The 26004-nt window shown below is 47.5% G+C and carries 23 protein-coding genes; 12 read left to right on the forward strand and 11 right to left on the reverse strand.

The window, feature by feature from the left end; all coding sequences use genetic code 11:
* Positions 1 to 263: 263 nt before the first annotated feature.
* From purT to MJO46_RS07540, 4 genes are all read left to right on the forward strand, one after another.
* Entirely contained in the window at positions 264 to 1439 is a 1176-nt protein-coding gene (gene purT / locus MJO46_RS07525; protein WP_253988788.1) for a formate-dependent phosphoribosylglycinamide formyltransferase, read from the forward strand.
* 266 nt (positions 1440 to 1705) lie between these two features.
* On the forward strand, positions 1706 to 3430 hold the full coding sequence (locus tag MJO46_RS07530; RefSeq protein WP_253988789.1) for a pseudouridine synthase: 1725 nt from the start codon (positions 1706 to 1708) through the stop codon (positions 3428 to 3430).
* Positions 3431 to 3573: 143 nt separating this feature from the next.
* A complete protein-coding gene (locus MJO46_RS07535) occupies positions 3574 to 5007 on the forward strand; it encodes a DUF3142 domain-containing protein (RefSeq protein ID WP_253988790.1) in 1434 nt (477 codons plus the stop codon).
* Positions 4997 to 7276, forward strand: a complete 2280-nt coding sequence (locus MJO46_RS07540) for a hypothetical protein (RefSeq protein ID WP_253988791.1) — start codon at positions 4997 to 4999, stop codon at positions 7274 to 7276. Before MJO46_RS07535 ends, MJO46_RS07540 begins: the two co-directional genes overlap by 11 nt.
* Positions 7277 to 7458: 182 nt before the next feature.
* On the opposite strand, the gene MJO46_RS07545 is transcribed toward MJO46_RS07540, so the two are convergent.
* Complete coding sequence (locus MJO46_RS07545; RefSeq protein ID WP_253988792.1) at positions 7459 to 7767, reverse strand: hypothetical protein; 309 nt, start codon at positions 7765 to 7767, stop codon at positions 7459 to 7461.
* Between the two features lie 110 nt (positions 7768 to 7877).
* A complete protein-coding gene (locus MJO46_RS07550) occupies positions 7878 to 8072 on the reverse strand; it encodes a hypothetical protein (protein ID WP_253988793.1) in 195 nt (64 codons plus the stop codon).
* Positions 8073 to 8440: 368 nt separating this feature from the next.
* Between MJO46_RS07550 and MJO46_RS07555 the strand changes: the two genes are divergently transcribed.
* On the forward strand, positions 8441 to 9415 hold the full coding sequence (locus MJO46_RS07555; RefSeq protein WP_088212992.1) for a YiiX/YebB-like N1pC/P60 family cysteine hydrolase: 975 nt from the start codon (positions 8441 to 8443) through the stop codon (positions 9413 to 9415).
* Between the two features lie 474 nt (positions 9416 to 9889).
* On the opposite strand, the gene MJO46_RS07560 is transcribed toward MJO46_RS07555, so the two are convergent.
* The 5 genes from MJO46_RS07560 to MJO46_RS07580 all read right to left on the reverse strand — a co-directional run bounded on the left by MJO46_RS07560 (position 9890) and on the right by MJO46_RS07580 (position 14214).
* The gene (locus MJO46_RS07560; RefSeq protein WP_253988794.1) at positions 9890 to 10843 is read right to left on the reverse strand and encodes a D-2-hydroxyacid dehydrogenase; all 954 of its coding nucleotides are present in this window, start codon (positions 10841 to 10843) and stop codon (positions 9890 to 9892) included.
* A gap of 45 nt (positions 10844 to 10888) precedes the next feature.
* Positions 10889 to 11542, reverse strand: a complete 654-nt coding sequence (locus MJO46_RS07565; RefSeq protein WP_253988795.1) for an outer membrane beta-barrel protein — start codon at positions 11540 to 11542, stop codon at positions 10889 to 10891.
* 56 nt (positions 11543 to 11598) lie between these two features.
* Positions 11599 to 12387 carry a co-chaperone DjlA gene (gene djlA, locus MJO46_RS07570; RefSeq protein ID WP_253988796.1) on the reverse strand — a complete coding sequence of 263 codons (789 nt, stop codon included), beginning with the start codon at positions 12385 to 12387 and terminating at the stop codon, positions 11599 to 11601.
* Between the two features lie 70 nt (positions 12388 to 12457).
* On the reverse strand, positions 12458 to 13135 hold the full coding sequence (gene murU / locus MJO46_RS07575) for an N-acetylmuramate alpha-1-phosphate uridylyltransferase MurU (RefSeq protein ID WP_253988797.1): 678 nt from the start codon (positions 13133 to 13135) through the stop codon (positions 12458 to 12460).
* The gene (locus MJO46_RS07580) at positions 13132 to 14214 is read right to left on the reverse strand and encodes an aminoglycoside phosphotransferase family protein (protein WP_253988798.1); all 1083 of its coding nucleotides are present in this window, start codon (positions 14212 to 14214) and stop codon (positions 13132 to 13134) included. Before MJO46_RS07580 ends, murU begins: the two co-directional genes overlap by 4 nt.
* A 116-nt stretch (positions 14215 to 14330) precedes the next feature.
* Here MJO46_RS07580 and lptD point away from each other — a divergent pair, with 116 nt between their 5' ends.
* The 7 genes from lptD (at position 14331) to MJO46_RS07615 (ending at position 23388) form a co-directional block, all read left to right on the forward strand.
* The gene (lptD, locus tag MJO46_RS07585) at positions 14331 to 16625 is read left to right on the forward strand and encodes an LPS assembly protein LptD (RefSeq protein WP_253988799.1); all 2295 of its coding nucleotides are present in this window, start codon (positions 14331 to 14333) and stop codon (positions 16623 to 16625) included.
* A 242-nt stretch (positions 16626 to 16867) separates the two neighbouring features.
* The gene (gene surA, locus MJO46_RS07590) at positions 16868 to 18172 is read left to right on the forward strand and encodes a peptidylprolyl isomerase SurA (protein ID WP_253988800.1); all 1305 of its coding nucleotides are present in this window, start codon (positions 16868 to 16870) and stop codon (positions 18170 to 18172) included.
* Positions 18173 to 18178: 6 nt separating this feature from the next.
* Positions 18179 to 19165 (forward strand): 4-hydroxythreonine-4-phosphate dehydrogenase PdxA, encoded by a 987-nt coding sequence (gene pdxA / locus MJO46_RS07595; protein ID WP_253988801.1) that lies wholly within the window; start codon positions 18179 to 18181, stop codon positions 19163 to 19165.
* 15 nt (positions 19166 to 19180) lie between these two features.
* Positions 19181 to 19987 (forward strand): 16S rRNA (adenine(1518)-N(6)/adenine(1519)-N(6))-dimethyltransferase RsmA, encoded by an 807-nt coding sequence (gene rsmA, locus MJO46_RS07600; RefSeq protein WP_007650321.1) that lies wholly within the window; start codon positions 19181 to 19183, stop codon positions 19985 to 19987.
* Positions 19988 to 20042: 55 nt separating this feature from the next.
* Entirely contained in the window at positions 20043 to 20423 is a 381-nt protein-coding gene (apaG, locus tag MJO46_RS07605; protein ID WP_253988802.1) for a Co2+/Mg2+ efflux protein ApaG, read from the forward strand.
* Positions 20424 to 20444: 21 nt separating this feature from the next.
* Positions 20445 to 21269 carry a symmetrical bis(5'-nucleosyl)-tetraphosphatase gene (locus MJO46_RS07610; RefSeq protein ID WP_253988803.1) on the forward strand — a complete coding sequence of 275 codons (825 nt, stop codon included), beginning with the start codon at positions 20445 to 20447 and terminating at the stop codon, positions 21267 to 21269.
* Between the two features lie 97 nt (positions 21270 to 21366).
* A complete protein-coding gene (locus MJO46_RS07615) occupies positions 21367 to 23388 on the forward strand; it encodes a methyl-accepting chemotaxis protein (RefSeq protein ID WP_253988804.1) in 2022 nt (673 codons plus the stop codon).
* Positions 23389 to 23605: 217 nt separating this feature from the next.
* Here the strand turns inward: MJO46_RS07615 and MJO46_RS07620 are convergent, their stop codons facing one another.
* From MJO46_RS07620 to MJO46_RS07635, 4 genes are all read right to left on the reverse strand, one after another.
* Positions 23606 to 24022: a DUF3718 domain-containing protein gene (locus MJO46_RS07620; RefSeq protein WP_253988805.1), complete on the reverse strand. Its 417-nt coding sequence runs from the start codon at positions 24020 to 24022 to the stop codon at positions 23606 to 23608.
* A 222-nt stretch (positions 24023 to 24244) separates the two neighbouring features.
* On the reverse strand, positions 24245 to 24727 hold the full coding sequence (gene folA / locus MJO46_RS07625; protein ID WP_253988806.1) for a type 3 dihydrofolate reductase: 483 nt from the start codon (positions 24725 to 24727) through the stop codon (positions 24245 to 24247).
* Between the two features lie 30 nt (positions 24728 to 24757).
* A complete protein-coding gene (locus MJO46_RS07630; protein WP_007650333.1) occupies positions 24758 to 25231 on the reverse strand; it encodes a threonine/serine exporter family protein in 474 nt (157 codons plus the stop codon).
* Positions 25228 to 25989 carry a threonine/serine exporter family protein gene (locus MJO46_RS07635; RefSeq protein WP_253988807.1) on the reverse strand — a complete coding sequence of 254 codons (762 nt, stop codon included), beginning with the start codon at positions 25987 to 25989 and terminating at the stop codon, positions 25228 to 25230. The genes MJO46_RS07630 and MJO46_RS07635 overlap by 4 nt, the downstream gene beginning before the upstream one ends.
* Positions 25990 to 26004: the final 15 nt, after the last annotated feature.

The following is a 26004-nucleotide window of genomic DNA, read 5'->3' on the forward strand; positions in this document are numbered from 1 at the left end:
TTGTACTAATAATATTGACTCCACTCCACAAGATTAGTGGATGACGCACAAACTCGCTATAGGTAAATGAATAACCACGAAGTTTAGTGTCATAGGACCAGATGAATATTGCTTTTTTATTTAGATCTGGCACACATTTGTCAATTTACGCCATGATCATAGGGTATGTTCAAGCTAAACTAGCGCCACGATTGCGATCTAGAGCGCGACCTAGAGCGCAAATATAAAACTAAAAATCCCTACAATCTCAAAGGTACCCACACATGATAGGCACTCCCTACACTGAGGGCGCACGACGCGCCATGTTGCTCGGCTGCGGTGAACTTGGCAAAGAAGTCGCCATTGAACTGCAACGCTTAGGCGTTGAAGTGATTGGTGTTGACCGTTACCCCAACGCCCCCGCAATGCAAGTTGCCCATCGCTCCCATGTGATCAATATGCTCGATGCTAAAGCGCTGCGGGCTATTATCGAATTAGAACAACCACACTTAGTCATCCCAGAGATTGAAGCCATCGCCACCCAAACCTTAGTGGACATGGAAGCCGAAGGGGTAAATATTATCCCAACCGCTCGGGCAACTAAGCTCACTATGGACAGAGAAGGTATTCGTCGCCTCGCCGCTGAAACCTTAGGTTTACCGACGTCACCCTATTTTTTCTGTGATACTGAAACCGAGTTTAATCAAGCTATTAGCAAGATAGGTGTGCCCTGTGTGGTCAAGCCAGTGATGAGCTCTTCGGGCAAAGGCCAGAGCGTTATTCGCGATATCACCCTAAGCCATAAAGCATGGCAATACGCCCAAGAAGGTGGCCGCGCCGGCGGTGGACGCGTAATAGTCGAAGGTTTTATTCCCTTCGATTATGAAATCACTCTATTAACCGTGAGCGCAGTCAATGGTATTCATTTTTGTGCGCCCATTGGCCACAGGCAAGAAGATGGTGATTACCGTGAGTCATGGCAGCCACAGGCTATGTCAGATGAAGTGCTCGCAAAATCCCAAGCGATTGCTAGTAAAGTCGTTGAAGCCCTTGGCGGTTATGGATTATTTGGCGTAGAACTATTTGTTAAAGGCAATGATGTGTATTTCTCCGAGGTCTCACCAAGGCCACATGACACAGGCTTAGTCACACTTATCAGCCAAGATTTATCGGAATTTGCCCTGCATGTGAGAGCGATTCTGGGTCTACCCATCCCCAATATCCATCAGCATGGCCCAAGCGCCTCGGCGGTGATTTTGGCCGAAGGCACCTCAAGCAATATCCGCTACCAAGGGATTGGTGCGGCATTAGAGGCGGTCAACACTCAACTGAGATTATTCGCCAAACCCGATATTGATGGCCGCCGCCGTTTAGGGGTTGCGCTTGCCCGTGATATCGATATCGACAGCGCCGTGAATAAAGCACTCGATAGCGCCAGCAAGGTAAAAGTCATCTTTTAAGCGGGCTTAGCCGTTTTACATTGACCTCAAGCACAAACTACACATCAAAGGGAAATGGGCTGCAACGCCATTTCCCTTTTTCAACACAGTACAGCATCAAGAACCTTTACCAATAAAAAGTGACCCACCCAAACCGACGGAGTAAACTAGCGCCTTTGCTGCACGGCACTGTTGCACACTGTATTTGCCCACGCTGTACTTAACCCCATTGCCATGCTGCATTTAACCCCTAAGTCGTGGCTTAACTCTGATAAGTAAAACCTAATATGCATCTTCAGCCTTCTTGCTTTACCTCTTTCACACAAGCCATTGATGCCTATGCCCTGCCGCAGCGTTTTACCTTTCCTTTCTATTACGAACCACATCCACTGTGCGTTATCGCCGCCGCAGAATTGCAACAGCACCTTGAGTCTCAACAGGATTGGCAACATAACTTTGGTCTCACGGGTGAACTAACGGGCGCCATAGGCAAGATGTTTGGGGTGTTGCTGGTGCAAAATCCGCAGGGTGAAGTGGGCTATTTGTCGGCATTTTCGGGTAAGTTAGCCGAGCAAAACCATTGGCCACGCTTTGTGCCGCCCGTGTTTGATATGCTGGCGAAGGATAACTTTTTCCACGCCGAAAACCTGCAAATCAATAAACTCAATCAGCAATTAGCGGCTTTAGAAACTCACCCCGATATTCCTCGCCTTAACGAGGAACTGGTGACTAAGCAAACCCAAGCCGAAACCCAACTCGCCGCCCACAGACAATTGATGATAGCTGGCCGTAAGTCCCGTAAAACGCAGCGTAGCCAGCTCGCAAACCAACTGACAAGTGTCCCCAGCGATGAAAAACAGCATGAAAACGCAGCCATCGAAGCTAAACTCAGCCAAGAAAGCATCAATGAAAAAAATCAGTTAAGGGATATAAAACACTATTGGGATCAGCAGATTAATGCCGTTAGCCAAGCGCTAAGCCAACTCACAGATAAGCGCGACGTCTTAAGACAAGAGCGCAAACAGCTCTCGGCCGCGCTGCAGCAAAAGCTGTTTGAGCAGTATCGTTTTTTGAATATTCTCGGCACAGAAAAGAGCCTTAACGGCATATTTAAAGGCACAGTTGAGCTAACGCCACCCGCGGGATCGGGGGAATGTGCCGCGCCCAAGCTGCTACATTACGCCTTTAAACATGGCCTTAAGCCATTGGCGATTGCCGAATTTTGGTGGGGCGCGCCGCCAAAATCGGAAATCCGCCAACACAAACAGTTTTATCCCGCCTGCCTGCGAAAATGCCAACCAATTCTAGGACATATGCTCGAAGGGCTCGTTGTCGATGATAATCCGCTGCTGATGAACCCCGCCGAAGGCAAAACCTTAAGCATCCTCTACCAAGACGATGCTATGGCGATTGTGAATAAACCCGCCGAGTTTTTATCTGTGCCCGGCAAAGAAATTGAAGACTCAGTGTATGCGCGGATGCGCCAAGCCTTTCCCCATGCGACTGGGCCGCTTATCGTCCACAGGCTCGATATGTCGACCTCGGGATTAATGGTGATAGCGCTGACAAAAGATGCCCATAAACAGCTACAAAAACAGTTTATCCAGCGCACTGTCACTAAACGCTATGTGGCACTGTTAGACGGTATTCCTACCGTCATGGCGGACAAAAAGGCAACAGGCCAAATATCTTTGCCCCTACGTGGCGATTTAGACGATAGACCGAGACAACTCGTTTGTCATGAATTTGGCAAAGCAGCCGAAACCCATTGGGAATTGAGCCAAATTGATGAAATGGCCCGTACAGCCCGCGTATATCTGTACCCAAAAACGGGCCGAACCCACCAACTCAGAGTTCACTGCGCCCACTCAGAGGGGCTCAATACCCCGATTGTCGGTGACGACCTCTACGGCACTCGCGCCAATCGCCTGCATTTGCATGCGGATTTATTGATGCTGCAGCATCCCGTTACCCGTGAACGGATGCACTTTCAAGTCGATCCTGATTTTTGAGATCTGAGTTCTAATATTGATTAACAAGACACCAAAAGGAAAACCAAGCTTAGTGGGCATTATCAGAAGTTTGACCGCGGTGTAAAAGCGGGCTTTTTCGGGCATAGTAATGCCTCACTCAAAACGGAATCGATAGCAGTAGTATGGGCATAGGCAATCTGGTTAAAAACATTAGCCGAAATCAAGGGTTATTATGCGCTTTGTTGAGCGCCGCCGTATTGATGAGCGCCTGTCAGCCCGCATCGGAACCGAGTGAACTCACGGCAAACCCAAATGCCAATTATCCAACAAAAGCCGTTTCAGAATCCGCAGCTATTCGTGCTCCACTTTCGCAGGAAGTCTATATCTGGCAGCGACAATGGCGCCCCGCCAATCAAACGGCCTTAGAGCAAAGCCAAGGGGCATTCCAAGGATTGCGCATTTTAACCCTGCAGGCCCACCCTAAACCCTATGGCGCGGACATTTGGTTTGAGGTCTCAGTCAATCATGCTTGGCTACAGGCTGATCCTAGACCTAAAGTCGCCGTGATCCGCTTAGATGGCCAGCTTAGCCATTTAAATGATGAAGATGTGATCAATAAAATCAGCCAAGTACTTAATAGTTGGCGGAAAAAAGGCACCCACATCGCTGGTGTTGAAATCGATCACGACAGCGCCAGCAGTAAACTCCCCGCCTATCGGGATTTTCTAAAAAAGCTTAAAACCCAGCTACCAGCAGAGCTTAAACTCAGCATTACCGCCCTGCCCGCCTGGCTGAGTAGTGCCGATTTTCCGCCATTACTCAGCACTATCGATGAACTGGTGCTGCAAATTCACAGTGTGAGTGACCCGCGCCTCGGACTGTTCGATGCAAATCTTGGCTGGCAATGGGTGCAGCAACTCTCAAATATCAGCACTGTGCCCTATCTTATTGCACTCCCCACCTATGGCTCGGCGGTGATCAGCACACCTTCAGGTTATAAAGTGGAGAGTGAAACGCCGCTGCGGGATCAGACTCGCTCTCCAGATACAGTGCAAGAACTGCAAGCCAATCCAGAGATTTTGTACGCTTTTGTGCAGCGCCTAGAGACTGCCACAGATGATAGGCTTAGAGGTATTATTTGGTTTAGGCTGCCCCTTGAAGGTGATAAGCGCGTTTGGCCACTCAACACGCTAATCGCGGTGGCCAAGGGTGAAAAACTCAGTGCCAGCATAGAATTAGCTATTCTGGACGATAATAAAATCGCGGCCCAAGGTGACATTGCAACAGCCAATCCACCACAGCTCAGTTTGAATACACAGCCGCAACTCTTTCGGCTCGCCTTAGTAAACAAAGGCAATATTGCAGGCGATCTGCCCAGTACTGTGTCTCTAGCAGCAAAGGCTTGCAGCGGGTATGATGCGCAAAATGGTTACCGAGTCACGCCAAAGCCAGGACTATTAGAGTGGCAATTAAGGGCTCAAACCCCAGAGCCTTTTGCGCCATCGGCGGCTAATCCAGCTTCAAAAACAACGACTAAACTCAACCCCGGTGGCCAAAGAGTGATAGGCTGGGCCCGTTGTGAGTCATTATCTTTACAGGGAATTTATGCGCAATAAGCCAAAATCATCGTCCACAATCGCAGCATCCAATCGGGCTTTTATGCTTAAAAAGACCACGCTCATCTGCCTCAGCCTATTTTCCCCTATGCTCCTCGCCTGCGGCCCCGATTTCCCTTTGCAATTGACCCAAGACAGACAGAGTCATCTCAGTTATTTACCGCAAACGGCCTTTAGCCAGCAGTTAATGTCCCTCGCAAAACCTTTACCTTGGCAATTCCAAGATGCGCCAGCCGCACAGGAATATCTATGGGATGAAGTGCATAGTCGTTACTTATCCCAAACCCGCGCCTTTGAGCATACTGAACTGAATGAGGCCCATTTGGCCTTAGTCAATGCCCTGCGTGATGCCCCTAGCCCGGTTGCAGCCGAGCAAATCGCCGCTGAGCTAAATGATGACCTTCCACAGGCTCTAATATGGTACACCTTAGGGGCGGTCGCTTTCGATGCAAAAGACTACGACAGAGCGAGCCGCTATTTTAGTAAAGTGATTGAATTACCAGAACAAGAGCGTGCCGGACGCAGCCTGTGGGCGCTCTATTCACTCTCTCGTATTGAGCTAATCTTAAGTCAAACGTCAACGGATCCCGAGCATGCTAATCGCGCCACGGCCTACCTGACCCAACTGCAAACTGAAGTCGCTCGAGGCAGTGCCGATCCACTACGTTTAAGCCTAGCGAGCCTTGGGGAGCAGGCCTATATTTTGCTGCACCAAGGCCAGCCTTTAACCCAAGTTTCCCCTGCTGAATATGAACCGCCCAAGGTTGAGGTTGCATTAAGCCCTGCCAACTTAGATAAGGTCATTGAACTCTATGCCACCCAAGCTGCACAGGGTGACAGTGGTGGCTATGATTCGCTTTTAATGTTAAGTCGCAGCTTAATGGCTAAAGACATTACCGAGCTAAAAATCCTGTTACAACAGGCAAGTGTGCAGCAGTTATTGATTGCCTACTGGCAAAGCAGCACTAATGAATTTGCCTTTGACGGCCAACTGTCGGATATGGGCTTAAAGGTTGCCGAGATCCTCAAGGTATTTCCAACCGATGGCGTAGTGCTCACCCAGGGTGATACCTTGGCGGCTATCTATTACCAACTCGGGGATTATGCCAGTGCAGAACGCCTCTTAGCACTCGCTCAGCCGAGCGGCCTCACCTGGTGGCTTAGGGCAAAATTGATGCTACAAAAGGGCGATCAGGCTGAAGCGGCTAAGGCCTACGCAGAGGCGGTTCGTCACTTTCCCGAGCAAGCCGACACCAGTAAGCCTAGGGGTGATGCCAACCAAACCCAGCAGCAGGCAATTCAAGCCGATACCGAACAAGCAACCTATTGCCGTATTCGAGCCGAACAAGGGGTATTATCCCTTGAGCGCGGTGAATATATCGATGCCCTACATCAGTTACTCGCCAGTGGCGATGAATACTGGCAAGACATAGCCTATGTGGCCGAGCGCGTACTGACCACGGCCGAGCTTAAGCTGTTTATCGACGAGCATGTGCCGGTGGTGAATTTCGAATATCCCAAGGACAGCGATTGGTACGATAGTGTTGAGCCTATTAACAATCGCTTACGCTACTTACTTGGTCGTCGCTTACTGCGTGAAGGCGCGATTGCCGAAGCTCCTGCTTATTTCAGCAATCCCACACTCAATGCCAACGTGCAAGATTATGGCAAGGCATTGACCAAGGCCAAGAGTAACAAAGGCATTGAGAGCGCCCAAGCCTATTGGTCTGCCGCAGAACTCGCACGTCATCAAGGTATGGAAATCTTAGGCTTTGAATTAGCGCCGGATTATTCGATTTACGCCGGGATGTTCGACTTAAGTGATTGGTATACTGCGGATAAACTCAACGATAAAGAGAAGCAACGCATTAGTGCCAGCCAAGCGATTCCGGATAAACGTTTCCACTATCGCTACCAAGCCGCAGAACTGGCAAGTAAGGCGGCCGATCTCGTGCCACACAACAGCCAAGCCTATGCGGCGCTGTTGTGTCAAGCCACAGGTTGGGTGTTATATCGCGATGATGAACTCGCCCGCCGCTACTACAAAAAATACGTCGCCAACGGCCCCTTTGTTCCTTGGGCTGAAAACTTTGGCTTACAGTGTGAAACGCCGGATTTTGACCGCGCAGTCGCAAGGGAAAAGGCCAACCAAATTGCCGAGTGGAATGCGATATACCATAAACTGAAAAAACCTGTAGCCTTAAGCCTTGCCGTTATCGCCGCCTTACTCGGGGCTTACGTTTGGCGCAGAAGAAAGCGTAAACAGTAATGATGCGAAGCGCCTTTCTTTTATACCCAAAGAAAAGCGCTAAAGCTGAGATGATGAATTGCTGGTGTACAGGGGGAATTGCCATTGTTTCCCCAGTGACACGCCGCCCCTTTATTTAACAAGAGTTGTCCCTATAAGCTCGACGGCGACATATGTAACACATGGAAGTGCAAATGCCGCGTTCACATGGCCGATGATGTTCCCGACATCATAGTGGCATTTCCCATATCCCTATGGGTCAGATGTGAAAGAGCGGCCATGCCACCAACGGCCACTGTTGCAACAATGCCAATCTTAACTATCCCTCTAAATGTTCGTTCAGCTAAAAAGATATTGATCCAAAGCCATATAATTTTGTTATCAGGGGCATTGAGGAGGATTGTCACTGTTTCCCCAGTGACACGCCATAAACTCATCCCTGAGGGCTCGACGGCGGCATCTGCTGTATATGGATTTACGAATGTTGCGATCACATGGATGTGAATGAGCAACCATGCCGCCAACGGTCACTGTTGCAACAATGCCAATCCTAACTAACCCTTTCGCTGTTCGTTCAGCTAAAAAGATATTGCCCCAAAGCAAGACAGTTGAGCTACGCGCATTACGCATTAATTGTCATTGCTTCCCCAGTGACTCGCCGTGAATATATCCATATAGGCTCGACGGCGACATCCATGTCGCCAACGGTCACTGGTGCAACAATGCCAATCTTAACTAACACTTCTGCTGTTCGTTTAGCTAAAAAGCTATTGCCCCATTCTTCGTTAGCAAAATGACCTCTAGCTAACTCCAACATCAAAACATTGACCCAATTTTAGTAATACTACAGAGCTCTTGCCTTATCAGTTCTCCAACCGCAATTACGTTAACCAATAAGAAAATGTGGTGCGAGTATCAGTCTGAACGCTGTCAATCAAACTCAATAATGAGCTAGACGTGAGCGTAAAATAATGAGAAATATGAAACAATATTAAGTGATTAGCTTCAGCGGTATAAAAACCGCTACCGCAAAAAAGCAAATTCCTATAGCATCATTTATACCAATTGACATGGATGTGGCAATGGCCAAGTCCAACAAGCGATTTATGCCCTGCAAACAGCGCAGCGCATAAATACTAAGACGTTAGGCCTTTTGTATCCACATAGAATAAGGGAGGCATGTAATTGGGTAGTATTCAAAAAGCAATATCAAGAACAGCAACAGCACAAGTATTCAGAGAAATGGGTGGCAGCGAAAGTAAGCAGCTTGATGCAATCAATCAGTTTAAACAAATGTCTGATAGGCAGTTGGATATGGTTGGATTATATGCTGGTATTACAAAAGAACATTTACCTATCTATAGAAAAATGGTGAGAGGAGAAAAAAATGCATTTGTTGATGGGTTGAATGCATTTACTGATACCTTGCAACCCGGCGATATCATTCTTGTTCTAGGAACTGCGGGAACATCAAAGGCGTTATTAAAAGCTCAGAAGCGTGTGTATTCGAAAGCAAGGTCCAGTCATGTAATAGTATCTCAAATGGATTTTATTTGTGTTGATGCTGTGCCTAAAATTGGAGTTTCACCAAGAGTTATCCCAGATTTATTGAATGGTGTAGAGGCCGATTGGCAGGTTATTCGTTGTAAAGAAGTGACTGATAAACATCATCAAAATATAATGAAGACATGTGCATATTACCTCGAGCAACCTTACCTTATTTTTCCAAGTAAAAAACCAGCTAAAAAATATTCTTACTGCTCTGAGTTGGCCAGAAAAATCTACGTTGAATCAGGTGTGGAAAAATCCAGCATACCCCAAAATAGAATTATTAAGCCTTGCGATTTTGATCAACTCGCAGATGGCAGTCAGTGCTGGGAAGATGTTACCGCTAGTATTAAACCGTATATTGAATTTTGCGTTGCCCACGCTGATCTTTTAAGGTTTATAGCTAAAACGTATATCCAAGGTATCGATCTAAACCGTCAAAGGTTTAAAGAGCGCGCTGAGACGAAGAAGAATACTATTAAACGCATGAAAGCGGGAGAAATCTCGAAAGAAGAGGCTGATAGAATAATTAGTGCAATAAATACAACTGAGAGTTCGCTTAACTATAAGTTTTGGGATTATTCTCAAGCTAAGGCCTCACAAACAATTTAAGAGTGATTCCTCACGTTGAGTGTCGTGGTAGCGTGGCTCACACCTTAATTGGGCATTACCCATAGAAATTTTAATTCGAAACTTACTAATTCGAGCTAAAAGTTTAACTTAGAAATGTCCCAAAACGTGCTGTGTATTTCTTTAAAACTTACAGATTACGCTAATGCTAAAAAGGCTAGCCATGGTGATTAGCGAGACGATCGTCCGCCCCATGGCCGCTCTTTGGCGTCCATGCCATCGCGGCATTTGTGAATCCTTTCACATCAGATGGGGCGGTCGAGCATCCAAGGATGGACTTGCTGCGTGTCGGAGAGCGAATACCATGGCTTACCTATAACACAGCGCTAAATATCATCTGAACCAAGTTTTATGCCGTTAACGGAACTATCCAACACATTTTTAACGCTCTTCAGTTCCAACTGAGTTTCTTTGGAATAAAAGCGTATTCAACAGGAACAAGCTAACCCACAAGCCTTAGGGATTCACCCAATTAACTCGCTCGCCAGCGAAATAAGCGCTGAGATTTGCCGTCGCGATATTAAGTAAGTTTTGCCGCGCTTCCTTAGTCGCCCAGGCATTGTGCGGGCTGATACTAATATTGGGTACATGTAACAGCGGGTTATCCGCGCTCGGAGGCTCGGTCGATAACACATCGACGCCGGCAAAGACTTTGCCCTGCGCTAATGCCGCCGCCAGCGCTGCCTCATCAATTAAGCCACCGCGGGCGGTATTGATAAGTAATGCCTTCGGCTTCATTAATTCGAGGGTTTGAGCGTTAATCAGCTCGGTTGTCTCTGGGGTTAATGGGCAGTGGAGCGATAAAATATCAGACTCTTTGAAGACCTTATCCCGCGATGTCCAGCTGACGCCTTGGGGTAAGTGGGCGGGTTCCGTACGCGTATTCACTAACACCTGCATACCAAATGCAAGGGCAATTTTTGCGACCTGCTGACCTATATCGCCATAACCAATGAGGCCTAATGTCTTCCCCTTAAGCGATTGCAGCGGCGTTAGGGTAAAACAAAAATCCTTGCCATTCGCCCACTGGCCATCGACAACGGCTTGATGGTGGGCGGCAACGGCTTGAGTGTGGTGTAAAATATGGGCAAATACCATTTGAGCAACAGCATCGGGACCGTAGGCAGGCACATTAGTGACAACAATACCGCGCACCTTTGCGGCCGCTAAATCCACCACATTTGTGCCCGTTGCCAACACGCCTATGTATTTCAGCCGTGGCAATTGAGCTAACGTGTCGGCATTAAGCGGCGTCTTATTGGTAAAGATAACCTCGGCGTCCCCTGCCCTAGGGATAATCTCGTGGTTGGCGGTGCGAGGAAAACAGGCAAAATCCCCCAATTCACTGAGGTCATGCCAACTCAAATCACCGGGATTTAAGGTTTCACCATCGAGAACGACTATCTTCATGCCGTGACTCCTCCTTTAGGACAACTTATACAATAACGCGCTCATCTAAAAGCTGATTTTCAGCCCAAGATTGGCCTGCGCCTGCCACATTAAATCCGACGTGACATGCCATAGGCATTCGTTTTCATTACAAAAAAGCGTATTGTCACTGTTGATAAAAGTAGCATAACCCCGGATATCAGCGAACAGCGCAAAATTCGAGGCGAGGTTATATTCGACACCTCCACCTATCCCCATGGAAAAACGCGTTTCGGTTGACCACTCATCAGGCATCATGCGAGTGACCCCCGCACTGGCGGTGATATAGGGCAGTAAATCACCACTAGGGAAATATAAAGTTCCACCTAAGTGAATGTAATCTAAGTCTAATGAGGTTAAAAAATCCGGAGTAAATAGCCCGCCACTCTTCAGCTCTGAGGATTGACGGCTATAGAGCAGATACATATTGCCAGGATCATTAGTGTTAATCCCCAGTATGAAGCCATAATGGCTCGACTCTTCGACCCCGATTTCCTGTGTATTGTCAGTCTCTTGGTTATTGTCATCGAGTTGATTGATTTCAAACTGGCCACCGCCAAAACTGTAGCCACCGAAGGGAGCAATAAACATGTCGGTCTTCTCGGTCTTCGCCTCTAACGGCAAGGCGAGCGTGGCAGGAAGTAAACTTGCAATAACGAACAATCGGTTAGCGTATTTCATCTTAAATCCTTATGATTATTAACTATTCCTTACGTCGACAAAAGCTAACCAGATGGCTAACGCATTCCACGTTCCGATTTAACCCTGTCATACGCGGCCTGAATATCCTGAGCCTTACGATTGGCCAGCTCCATCATCTCCGGCGGCAAACCTTTGGCGATTAACTTATCGGGATGGTGTTCATTCATCAACTTGCGATAGGCCCGTTTTACCTCTTGATCGCTCGCATCTAGAGTGATCCCCAGTAAGTCATAGGCGTCGGTAATAGAGGTTTTATTACCGTTTGAAGTCTGATGGAAACGATACTCCGCCTGCCAACGCTTGAGCAATTCATCTAGCTGTTCACGACCATAGCCGAGTTCTTGAGCCACAGTCATTAGGATAGCTTGCTCCGCTGGATCAAGCTCACCATCGGACAGTGCCGTTTGGATCTGGATCTCAATAAACATCTGCACCAGCTCTTTTCGCCCCATGGTCACGGCGCGAAATGCCTGTAGGCTGCTACGTAAATCAAAGTCGCTTGCCTTCCCCTGCCGAAAAGCCTGCTGAGCTTCTTTACGGGCATCACCGGTAAGGCGCAATTGATCCATTAACAGCGTCGCAATACGAATATCGGTTTCTGTGATATGCCCGGATGCCTTAGCAACATGGCCCATCACCGCAAAGGTAGTGTTAAAGAAAATACTCTGGCGATTTTTCGCCTGTCCAAGAATGTGTTTGAAACTCCCACCGCCACTGCCACGCTTGTCGTAAAGATGCCCAAGCCATAAACCTAACAAGGCACCAAAGAAACGGCCGAACATAAAGCCAATTACAAAGCCAAAAAACTTACCCCAAAGCCGCATCTTATTTCCTGATTTTAATAATGTATTTAATATATCTACCCAATATGCTGGGATAAGCTAATCGCTCGATTTACCCATTATTTTGCAAGTGGGATTCGAGCGCTTGCAGGCGTGGAAGCGTGCCAACATCACACCAAAGCCCCCTAAACATCGCGCCGCTGACTCGCCCCTGAGCCATTTGAGCCCTCAGCAGTGGGCCTAAAGCAAACGCGCCCTCGGGCGTGTCGTTGAACAACCTAGGATGATAAATTCCCATCCCTGAGAAGGTGTACTTAGTGTCGCCCTGCTCATACACTCGATTGTCCACTAAGGCAAAATCCCCATTGGGGTGCTGCTCAGGGTTAGGCACGAGCCAAAGATGAGCTAAGGCATCATCGGCCAGTGGTAATAATGGCGGCAAAGCATCGATAAAAACATCGCCATTGATCACTAAAAAAGGAGCATCATTTCCACCTTCACACAACAGGGGTAATGCCCGTTTAATTCCACCACCGGTTTCCAATGCCGTGTCTTCGGCACTGTAACGAATATTCACCCCAAAGGCACTGCCATCGCCTAGGGTTTCAAGGAGTGTATGCCCTAGCCAAGCATGATTAATTACTATATCGACAATACCTAAAGCCGCAAGCTTTTCAATATGATAAATAATGAGGGGCTTGCCTAATACCGGCACTAAAGGCTTAGGCACAGTATCGGTCAACGGCCTTAAACGCTCACCCCTTCCCGCCGCAAGGATCATGGCTTTCATCGATTTTCCCCTTCGCCTCTGGCAGCATTAAATACCTGCAATACCTTTGCCTGCAGCCATGCCGCCAGCGGGGCTAATTCGCTATAAGTCTGCGCGATATCGACAATGTAAGTTAAGGTCAGCGGGATATCGGCCATATAAGCGGGTTTATTGTCTCGATAATGCAAACGGGCAAAGATCCCCGCCGCCTTGATATGACGCTGTAGTCCCATCAAGTCAAACCAACGCTGATACTGCTCGAAACTCACATCCTGCGGGATAAACCCATGTTCTAGGGCTTGCCGATAATGTTGTGCCATTAAGTCCGCAACCATTGCCTGCGGCCAGCGGACATAACAATCCCGCAGCAGGGACACTGCATCGTAGGTTACAGGGCCAATGACCGCATCTTGGAAATCGATCACACACAGCTGGTCATTCTGCAGCATAAGGTTACGACTGTGAAAATCGCGGTGCATTCCAACCTTAGGCTGAGACAGGGCATTATCCACCAAAATATCAAAGCTTTGGCTAAGTAAATCCTGTTCGCTTAAGCTTAATTCAAGCTGCAAATGCTGCCCTAGCAGCCATTCGGTAAAAATACCTAATTCACGGCGCACAAAGGCCTCATCGTATAGTGGCAGGGCCTGAGCCATCCCAGTCTCTGGGTTTGTGCTATCAACCACAGCGGCAATTTGCGGCAATAATGCTAAGGCGCGGCGATAATAATCACCGACATTCAACGGCGTTAGCACAGATAACAGCTGGGTATCACCGAGATCGCTGAGCAACATAAAACCTTGCTCGGCATCGGAGGCGATGACTTGGGGCACAGTCAGCCCTGCGCTCTCATAGGCATGAGATAAGGCGATAAAAGGGGCGATAGGCACAAGCTTGGGCGGGGAATCGGCAGCAATGTAGCTTGCATCCGCCGTGATTATCCGAAAGTAACGTCTAAAACTCGCGTCACCTGAAATCAACACAGGAGTCACATCGCAGGAAAAATAACGGTTCAGCCACAGGTTTAGGGAAATAAATCTCGGATCGGATAAAGTCATTTCATGGCTCTTAAAGAAAAATTGCTTTATTATAGCTGGCATATAATTTGGAAACAGCTAAGAAATTGAGAGATTTATTTAGCGATGTTGCACTTGTATATTGCAACTTTCCCCGTCGATACTTGTCCAGACTAAGAAATCATAATCATTGACCTAAGATGCAGATCCGTTACCTTCTGGCCCTGAGCCTGTTACCGCAATTAGTCCTGGCAGACGAATCTCCAACCGCAACCGCATCCCAATGCATAATCGAACCGCCAGTACCCCGAATCGTATCTCAACCCGGGATGGACGCGGCTGACCTAGATAAAATTCGGATTGTTTCCGATAGATCTAATGCTGAAATGGGTAAGCAGGCCATTTTTACGGGTGATGTCGTGTTTAGCCAAGGCGACAGACACATAGCTGCCGATGAGGCGATTCTCGATCAAGCCACTGAACAATTCGATGCCAATGGCAATTTAGTATTCCAAGACAGTAACTTCACAGTTACCGCAGAGTCATTACAGGCGCAAATGCGCTCTAATCGCGCCACCCTTAAAGGTGCCCAATATTGGCTCCATGGTCAGCAGGTTCACGGCGATGCCGACAAACTGCAAATTACCATGAATAACAATTTGATCCTCACAAATACTAACTTCACTACCTGTCCACCGGACAATGTGTCTTGGTTGCTCGAAGCCGAGAAAATCAAGATTAATAGTGAAGAAGAATGGGGGGAGATTTGGAATGCAAAGCTGAGGGTCGGCGGCGTTCCAGTATTTTATATCCCCTATATGACGGTCCCTGTATCCGATAAGCGTAAGTCCGGCTTCCTCTACCCAAGCTTTAGCACTAGCACCACCAATGGCTTTGAAGTCTCGGCGCCCTATTACTGGAACATCGCCCCTGAGTATGATTTAACCTTTACACCTAACTACATGACAAACAGGGGTTTATTTACAAAAACCGAGTTTCGTTATCTCACAGGTGAAGCCCAGAAAGGTCGATTGAATTTTGAATACCTGGGTAATGATGAACTTATCGATGGCAGCCCGAATCGCTATCTGTATAACTGGCAGCATCAAGGCGCGATAGATAAAAACTGGCGCGTGCAAGCCAACTTTACTGAAGTTTCAGATAACAACTACTTCAATGACTTAAAGTCCGACGTTAACCGCGCCACAGACAACCAATTATCCCGAATTGGTGAGGTAAGTTACTTTGAGCGTAATTGGGATATCAGCACCCGAGTACAGGATATTAAAGTCCTCGGCGAAGATGAAAAGCCTTACCAAGTCATGCCACAGGTGAATTTTAATTACCGGGCAGCCGACTTCTGGAAAAATCTCGACTTTGGCTTTAATTCAGAGCTGACTAACTTTTCCCATCAGGATAGCGACGTCAACACCGCGACGCGTATGCACATGGCACCGAGCGTGACCCTGCCTATCCATGGCCCTTCCGGTTCGTTCACTAGCCAAGTGAAACTGATGCAAACAAATTATTGGCAACAGAATAACGACCCAACCGAAGAGTTAGATGAATCGGTCAGCCGCACTATTCCGCAGCTACGACTCAACGGCCAGATCAACTTCGAACGTTTTACAGAACTGTTTGAGCAAAACTACCGTCAAACACTCGAACCACAGTTCCAATACCTTTATGTAGGTTATGAAGATCAGCGTGGCATTGGCATCTATGATACCGCCCAATTGCAGGACGACTACTTTGGTCTGTTCCGTGAAAACCGTTTCTCTGGCCTTGATCGCATAGCCGATACCAACCAAGTCACCCTAGGTGTGACGACTCGCCTATTAGACGATCATAGCCAAGAAGTGACTAAATTCAGCCTAGGGCAGATTTTTTATCTTCAAGACAGTAAGCTAGGTTACGAAGATAATATTTTCGAGCAAAATCAATCAACATCTGTACTCGCGGCCGAGTTAGATACCCGTCTGAGCCATGACTGGTACTTAGGCGCTGCCATCCAGTACGATACCAACACCAGCGATAACAAGAAGACCGAAGTCACCTTAGACTTCCGCCCAGAAGCCAATAAGTTACTGCAACTGAGCTATCGTTATGTGCCCGATTTATTGAACTCAAATACCAATGATTTAGTGAATATTTCCCAAGCGGGTATTCGCGGTGCATGGCCTGTGACCGACAACCTCTATTTTGTCGGCAACTGGTATTATGATCTCAATGAAAGCCGCAGTGTCGAAACCTATACTGGCTTCCAATACGAATCCTGCTGCTATGCTCTTCGACTCAGCTATCACTACCGGATCAAAACCAATTACGATGACAACATAGGCTCGGCCACCATTGATGACAGAGAACAGTTTGAAAGCGGTGTCTACTTAAACCTCGTTATCAAAGGACTCGGTGGCTCAGGCCCATTAGGCGTGACAGATATGCTCAATGACGGCCTATTTAACTACAGAAAACCGCTTTATCTGAGGAATTAGCAAAGAATTGTGATAGATTGCTGAACCTCAACCAGGACTGAGAGTCCAAACAGGTTAATGAAAGCAGTGCGACGCCCTAGCCAATAGGGAACAAGGCCAAGTTCAACCGCCGAGGTCGCACTCTTTATTGAGTCGCCAGCAAAATAACACTGAGGCAACTCGCTGTAATTTCGATATAAATGGTAAAGTTAACTTAAATAAGCCGTCGAACCTGACCTTAGAATGTGCCAAGGATTTTGTGGATGAAACCCAGTAAACATCTGATTTTTGCTTTATTTGCACTCGCCATCAGCCAACCTACATTGGCCGCGCCACAGCAACTCGACCATGTTGCGGTCCAAATTAATGACGGTATTGTGCTCGAAAGTGAAATCACTAACATGATTGACACAGTTAAAGCCAATGCCAAAGCGGCAAACCAGTCGCTACCGTCCGACAGCGCTTTACGTACCCAAGTTATTGAGCGCTTGATCTTAACCCGCCTACAACTGCAAATGGCGGATCGTATCGGTCTGCATATTGGTGATCTACAATTAGACCAAGCCATTGAAAATATTGCCCGCGAACAAAAAATGTCCGTGGCACAAATGCAGCAAAAGATCGAAAGTGAAGGCTTAAGCTTTAGCCAATACCGCGAGCAACTGCGCGAGGAAATCACCCTAGGTGAAATTCAACGCATTCAAGTTCAACGCCGTATTCAAGTTTCACCACAGGAAATTACTAGCCTAGTCAAACTTATCCAAGAACAAGGTATGAAGGATGTGGAATACCAAATCGGCCACATTCTGATTGACGTGCCAAGCAATCCAACCAGTGAACAACTGGAAGCCTCAAGCAAACGTGCCAATATCGTCTTGGAGCGTTTAAAGGCAGGTGAAGATTTCCGCCGTACCGCTATTGCATCTTCCTCTGGCCCTAAGGCACTGGAAGGCGGTATTTGGGATTATATGAATATCAACGAAATGCCAACCCTGTTCGCTGAAGTGATCAACGGCGCTAAAACTGGCGACATTATTGGCCCAATCAAGAGTGGTGCGGGTTTCCATATCATCAGGATCATGGATGCACGTGGCTTACAAACCAAAGAGATTGAGGAAGTCAGAGCCCGTCATATTCTGCTCAAGCCATCCCCAATTCTGTCTGAAGACCGCGCTAAAGCCATGCTGGAACAGTTCCTAAAACAAATCCGTTCGGGTGAAGCCAAGTTTGAAGACTTAGCCCGTCAATACTCAGAAGATCCAGGTTCTGCGACCAAAGGTGGCGAACTGGGCTGGGCAGAGCCAAGCATTTATGTGCCTGAATTTGCGCAAACGCTCAATAGCTTAAGCCCAGATCAGATCAGTGAACCCTTCCGTACCACCCACGGCTGGCACATCACCCAATTAGAAGAGCGCAGAAAAACCGATGCCACGGATCAGTTCAACAGTAACCGTGCGCACCAATTGATCTTCCGTCGCAAATTTAATGAAGAACTGCAAAACTGGCTAGACGAAATGCGTTCTGACGCATACATTGAAATCTTTGCGCCTGAGACCAACCGAGGTTAAGTAGAATTGACCACTAAACGTATTGCCGTTACCCCGGGTGAACCTGCGGGTATCGGTCCCGATTTAGTCGTACAACTGGCTCAGCGGGCTTGGCCCGCTGAGTTAGTCGTTTGTGCGGATCCCGAATTATTGGCAAGTCGTGCAAAACGACTCGGTCTGCCAGTGGCTTTTCGTCCCTATCTGCCAGATCAAGCGCCAAGACCCCAAGAGGCCGGCACCTTAACCATAGCGCCATTCAAATTAGTCAGCCAGGCCGTATGTGGTCAACTCGATGAACAGAACAGTGCCTATGTAGTTGAAACCCTTCGCTATGCCGGTGAAAAAAATATGAGTGGCGAGTTTGATGCCGTCGTCACTGGCCCAGTACATAAAGGGATTATTAATCAAGCGGGCATTTCCTTTAGCGGCCATACGGAGTTTTTTGCTCACCAAGCAAATTGCCCCGATGTGGTCATGATGCTAGCAACACCGGGATTGCAGGTAGCGCTAGTCACCACCCATATTCCGCTTGCCTATGTGGCAAAGGCGATTACACGCCAAAGGTTACATCATATTATCAAGATCTTACATGCCGACCTTATCAGTAAATTTGGCATTAGCTCACCTAAAATCTATGTCTGTGGTTTAAATCCCCATGCGGGTGAAGACGGACATTTAGGGCGGGAAGAAATCGATGTGATCATCCCTGCACTGAATGAATTAAGGGAAGAGTATCAAATGAATATTGTCGGCCCATTACCGGCCGATACCCTATTCCAACCCAAATATCTACAGGACGCCGATGTCGTTTTGGCCATGTACCATGACCAAGGGCTCCCCGTTCTCAAGTCACAGGGATTTGGCAAATCGGTAAACATCACCTTAGGTTTACCCTATATCCGTACCTCGGTTGACCATGGTACGGCGCTCGATCTCGCGGGTACAGGCAAGGCCGATATCGGTAGTTTTGTCTGTGCTCTGAATAAAGCCATTGAGTTATCCTCAAAAAACTAAACGATTACATTATTAATGAGCAACAAAGTACATTTAGGCCACACGGCCAGAAAGCGTTTTGGACAAAACTTTTTAACCGACGGCAATGTGATCAACCGCATTGTGGGTGCTATCGCCCCCGATAATGACCATGTGATGGTAGAAATCGGCCCGGGCCTTGGCGCCTTAACTGAGCCCGTCGCACTCGCAGTCGATAATTTAACCGTAGTGGAATTAGACCGCGATCTGGTTGAACGCTTGCACCAACATCCTGTTCTTAAGGATAAGTTGACCATTCACCAAGGTGATGCCCTGCAGTTTGATTTTAGTCAGCTCAGCGTTCCTGGTAAAAAACTCAAAGTTTTTGGTAACTTGCCCTATAACATCTCAACACCTCTGATGTTTCACCTGTTCGAATTTGCCGAGCAGATTGAAACCATGCACTTTATGCTGCAAAAGGAAGTCGTCCTACGTTTATCGGCAAGCCCAGGTTGCAAAGCCTACGGCCGTTTAACTGTTATGGCGCAGTACTTTTGCCAAGTCGTGCCCGTACTGGAAGTCCCGCCCCACAGCTTTACGCCGGCCCCTAAGGTGGACTCTGCGGTTGTGCGCCTTTTACCCTATGCAGAAAAGCCTTTCCCATGTAAAGATGTGAACGTGCTGCGCCAGCTTTGCACTACTGCATTTAACATGCGCCGCAAGACATTGCGCAATAACCTCAAACATATGCTCAGTGATGCAGAATTTGAGCAACTAGGCATAGATCAAAGCCAGCGACCAGAGCAGATCAGCGTCGAGCAATATGTGGCGATGGCAAACATGGTATGTGATAAAAAAGCTTAATTAGGCTAAGAATGTTGGGCACAACTGAGCGCCCAACCTCATTGCAGGAATGAAAATGAGCGCATTGGATACCTCTATTCGAGTCGAAGTCAAAACTGAGTATATTGAGCAGCAATCCTCCCCCAAGGATGAAAAGTACCTCTTCAGTTACACCATCACCATTATCAACCTCGGCGATCAAGCGGCAAAACTTGAAACCCGCCATTGGATTATCACCGACGCCAATGGCAATATCAGTGAAGTTCAAGGCGCAGGCGTTGTGGGTGAAACCCCAACAATCCCCCCGAATACTGCCTATCAATATACCAGTGGCACAGTGCTGGATACGCCCCTTGGCATCATGCACGGCACTTATGGTATGGTCAGCGAATCGGGTGAACGCTTTAAAGCGATCATTAAACCCTTCCGTTTAGCAACACCTGGTCTGTTACATTGATTTAGCGGTAGAAAGGATATTGTGGCCCATTATTTTGTTGGTGATATTCAAGGCTGTTTCGTCGAATTACAGAGATTACTCGCAAAAGTCGACTTTAACCCATCCCGAGATGAACTCTGGGCTGTGGGTGATCTTGTGGCGCGCGGCCCGGATTCTTTAGCCACACTGCGCTATTTCCAATCCCTCGGCGACTCGGCCAAAACCGTATTGGGCAACCATGATCTGCATCTGCTCGCCCTCCATGGCAAATTAAAACGGGATAAACCCAGCGATAACCTCACATCACTGCTCAATGCACCCGATATTGATGGTTTAGTGGATTGGCTGAGACAACAACCGCTCATGCGGGAATTACCCGAACAGCGAGTTATTATGACCCATGCGGGCGTGCCTCCGCAGTGGTCATTAGAAACACTTAGACAAGAATCAGCACTTGTTAGTCATGCACTCAAGCAAGATGACTACCTTGATGCATTAATCAGTCAGATGTATACGGATACCTCAGAGCGTTGGGAACCAACGGCATTAGGCATAGCTCGATTACGTTTTTGTATTAATGCTCTGACTCGAATGCGTTATCTCCATGTGGATGGCCACTTAGATTTTGCCTGTAAACAACCCCCTGAAAATTGCACGAATCCACAGTTACGCCCTTGGTTTGAATTTACATCACCACTACGTCAAAGCCACACATTCGTCTTTGGCCATTGGGCTGCCCTAATGGGGAAAGTTAACGATCCCCAATTAAAAGCGTTAGATACGGGGTGCTGCTGGGGTGAACATCTCACCCTATGGCATCTTGAAAAAGACCAAAAAATTACCCAAAAAAGGTTAAAAAAGAGTTAAACTAAAGCCGGCTTTGGTCGATAAACGACTGTGCGCCTAAGTCCTGAATTTTATGATCTTTTCATTTGGAAAAATATAATAATAACCGGAGTATCCTATGAAAGTTAATGTAGCCACCAGAGTTATTGGCGGGTTTAGCATTGTTACGCTTTTACTTGTGTTGTTAGGATTTACTTCCTATCTAACCAATATAAGCCTCAAAGATAGTTCGGCAATGATGCAAGAATTAAGCTTGCCAGCGCTTAAGGCGACTAACCATCTCACCGAGAGTTTAAGTGAGCAACAGCGTCAGGTTCTTATCGCCTATCACGCGCCCAAAGCGGCTAATATTCCCGATATTCGCCGAGTGTTCGATGACCATAGCAGCCAATTCAAGAACGAGATCGTCACTCTCACCCAATTGGTCAAAAGCCAAACAAATTTACCTTCACTTATCTCGCAATTGAGTGACAACTTCTCCGCGTTCGAGCGCGATAGCCTAGCGATGTTCACCGAACGCGAAGCGGCCCTGAGCAAGCAAGAGCAATTAGTTGGCTTGAAGAAAAAACTCGAAAATGCCGCAGATGATGCCTCCTCGGTTCTCCTCGATGTGATTGATCTTGAAACCAGTCAAAATCCGGATGCCCAGAGCCTTGCTGCATCGGCAAGTGCGATGGACACTAGCCTTGGTAATCTCATTACCACAATTGCCGATTTAGTCAGCAACGATGAAATAAGTAAGCATGAGCTGATTTCAAAAGAACTCGAATACACCCTAGGCGAAACTAAAAATAGGCTCGAATATGTTAATCGCCATGCTGAGGGTATCGTTGATACCGAGACCTTAGAATCTATTAACCAAGATATAGGTAAAGTACTGGCCCTCTTCGAAGGGCCAAACTCGGTGCTGCTACTGAAATCAAGCCAATTAAAGCACACTCAAACATCGAACAATCAACTGAGCATCATTGAAAAAGATGTAAAAACCATCAACCGTAATATGGAAGATGTTAGTGATAACATCGAATCGGTTGCGGCCAATATGAGCCAAGAAACCATAGCTAAAATTGATACGGCAAGTTTTAGAACCATTATCGTTGTGTTGATCGCGATAGTCGCTGCCATTATCATCAGTATCGCTGTGGTTAACCCATTAAAACGCTCGCTAAATCAAGTGAATAATGCGCTTAATGTCTTAGCCTCCGGTAATTTAACCCACAAGCTAGACGACTCTGGCCACGATGAATTTGCAGAGCTCGCTAAAAACTGTAATCGCCTGGTAGATAGCCTGCGTGGGTTGATTATTGGCATCCTAGATCGTTCGAACCAACTGGCCGCGGCAGCAGAACAAACCTCAGCCATCACAGCGCAAACCACCTCTGGCATTCAGGAACAAAAAAGCCAAGTTGACCAAGTCGCTACGGCAACCACAGAGCTAAGTTCGAGTGCACAACAGGTTTCATTGAGTGCCGATCAGGCGCTGGAACAGATCAAGCAAGCCGATCAAGAAACCCAGCATATGCGTGCCATCGCCGAAGAGAACAAACGCACTATCTTGGCCCTCGCCGACGAAGTAGCAAAAGCGGGCCTAGTGATCAACAAAGTACAATCCGACAGTGCCTCCATAGGCTCGATTCTCGATGTGATCCGCGGCATTGCCGAGCAGACGAATCTGCTAGCACTCAATGCGGCGATTGAAGCGGCACGTGCGGGTGAACAAGGACGCGGCTTTGCCGTGGTGGCAGATGAAGTACGAAGCCTTGCCTCTCGCACCCAAGTCTCTACCCGTGAAATCCAGCAAATGATTGAAGTGCTGCAACAGGGGGCAGAGCAAGCCGTAGCCGCCATGGATATGGGACGCGCCCAAGCAAACGCCTGTGTGGAAAAAACTGAGCAGGCCAACTTAGCCCTGGAAACCATCAGTCAGTCTGTGCATAAGGCCTATGATTCGGGCACCCATATTGCCCATGCAGCGCAGGAACAAAACCTTGTGAGTCAGCAGGTATCCGAGAAACTGGAGCATATTGCAGCCATTTCTGAAGAAACCGCCATAGGTGCCGACCAAACGGCTCAATCGAGTCATCAGGTCGCCAAATTAGCCGAAGAGCTACAAGCCTCAGTCGGTGAGTTTAGAGTCTAGCTAGGTCGGTGAGTTTAGAGTCTAACCACTGCTATCAATGAAGGGCCGCCATGCGGCCCTTCTTTTTTTAGCCACTCGCATTACCGAACACCAGACCTTTGTGTGTTTTTCAGACATAAAAATGCCGAATAAAGATTCGGCATTTAATTAAGATGGTTTTAACAGGCCAATAACCGGGTATAGATATCGATGGCTTGCCTATTCGCAGGGATAGCGATTATTCTTCTTCGCCACCCGCAGCGGCACCTGAACGTTCTTTAATAGCCGCAGTGATTGGGCTAGCACCATGGCCATTACCCTCTGCCCAGGCTTGAATCGTCATACCGTCCGCTTCAGGAACACTCAGTTCAGTAACCGACAGACGCTTCGCCACAAACTCACCGGCATCGTTTGCATTCGCGCCATAGGCTGTACGCAACAGACTCTGACCATCACAGCTGATACCGCTATAAATCTGACGTAATTTTACGCGGCTTTCTTTTAACTTTTTACGTAAACGGTTTTTATCGTTCGCTTTTACATAGTCGCAGATACTGGCAACTAAGGGATCAGCTTCAGCGGCTTTTGCCGTTGCTGGAACAGAAACATAGCTAAAACCGATGAGTGCAGCCAAGGCTACAGGCATAAGACGCATCCGATACTCCTTAAATACTTTCTTATAATTTTGTTATCAATTTTGTATGGTCTACATAGATATCTAACGGATATTAGCTTCTTTAGTGTTAGCAGTTGGCGCTTAACCTCGATAACCCAGTTCAGTTATTCCGGTTTTAGCGACACTCAGCGCCCAACAACATCTAATACCTTAGACATATTGACAATCCATACGCACAGGGTACACAACAGAGCAGCTAATTTAACATTTTTTTGTCAAATTGATAAAGCGATATTCCAGCCCATCGGCATTTATACTCGATAAGGATTCCGTTTCCTGCCAATCATCCCCATTCCATTCAGGGAAATAAGTATCACCTTCAACCTTTAAGTCAATTTGGGTTAAGTAGAGGATATCCGCTTGGGGTAACACTTCGGCATAGAGCTGTCCACCGCCGATCACAACTAATTCTTCACAATCACCTGCGGCTTGCTTTGCCGCCTCGAAGGACGTCACACAGGTGACCCCTTCAATCACGAGGTCAACTTGACGCGAAATCACTATGTTATGTCGTCCAGGAAGGGGTCTACCTATAGATTCAAAGGTTTTTCGTCCCATCACCACGGGTTTGCCTAAGGTCATTGCTTTAAAGTGGCGCAAATCTTCTGGAAGATGCCATGGCATTTTATTGTTTTTTCCAATGACTCGATTGTTTGCCATCGCGGCTATCATAGCAATGCGCATGCTCACTCCTGTATTGTGGGGATATTAGAATTATTGAATAACGGGACGGGTCCTAAAATACAGCAAACTCGGCAACGCGAGCCCAACCGATAAAGCCCCCAAAATAAAGACAGTTTTTAAACCATTACTGATCACTTGCCCCGTCAATTCTTGACTCACCTGCGATTGGGCCGTCAACTGCACTAAGGCAATCACAGTATTAAAGGCGTAAGTACCAGGGATCATTGGAATAATGGCCGCCACAGCGTACATCAGAGGGGGGGCAAGGTGACGCTTTGCAAATCCAATTGTGATAGTGCCCACAAGCGCCGCTGCCGCAAAGGTTGCCCACTCGATAGGAAGACCAAATTGCAGCATTAAGGTACGCGAGCTGTGGCCTATTGCTCCGGCTAAGGCGCAGTAAGGTAAAAAACGCTTGGGCACATTAAAAACCATGGCAAAACCCACGGCCGGAATAGCGGAAAAGAAAGCGTCATGGAGCAGTATCGTCAACAATTCCATCATAGAAAAATCCCGCCAAGTTGCATCGCAATGGTAATGCCAATCACGGATGAAACCGTCAGCAAGGTCGCGTGCCCCCAGCGGGAGATGCCTACATTCATATGCCCTTTCACCATATCCGAAATCGCATTAATCATCGGAAAACCCGGCACTAGCATCAACACACTGGCGGCCATGGCGGACTGCGGAGTTTCGCTTAGGGAAAACATATACCCAGTTTGGGCGATTAAGCTTGTCACAAAAGCGGTAACCGCAAAATTAACGAGTAAATTAAAGTGACGTTTAGCAATCGCTAAACGAACCGACATGCCTACCGCAGAAGCAAAAAAAGTGATCACACACGCCGCTAAGTCACCATTAAAGAGATGGCAAAAACTGGCGCACGACAGGCCTATCATTAACACAACTAAAGCAGGAGGATAGGTTTTAGGCTCAATGCGTGCAAGACGCTTACGGACTTCATTCGGCCCATATAAGCCCTTCTCGGCCAATAAGCAGATGCGTTGCAATTCACAGACTATGGTCATGTTAATGCCATGCTCACGAATACGCCGGGTTGTCGTGATGCAACGACCGTGAACTAAACTGGTCAACACAAGGGAATTTGAAGAAATGGAAAGCTCAACGCTGGCAAGGCCCAAAGCCTGACCTAGGCGCTGACTGATTTCTTCAACTAAATCAGATTCTGCACCGTAGGCCAGTAACAGTTGTGCTACGCGCACAACCTGCCGAGTAATATCATTTTGAGTATCAGCGTACACGGCGTTCTCAAAACT

The sequence above is a fragment of the Shewanella sp. KJ2020 genome (assembly GCF_024197625.1).
In the GTDB taxonomy this organism is placed as follows: Bacteria; Pseudomonadota; Gammaproteobacteria; order Enterobacterales; family Shewanellaceae; genus Shewanella.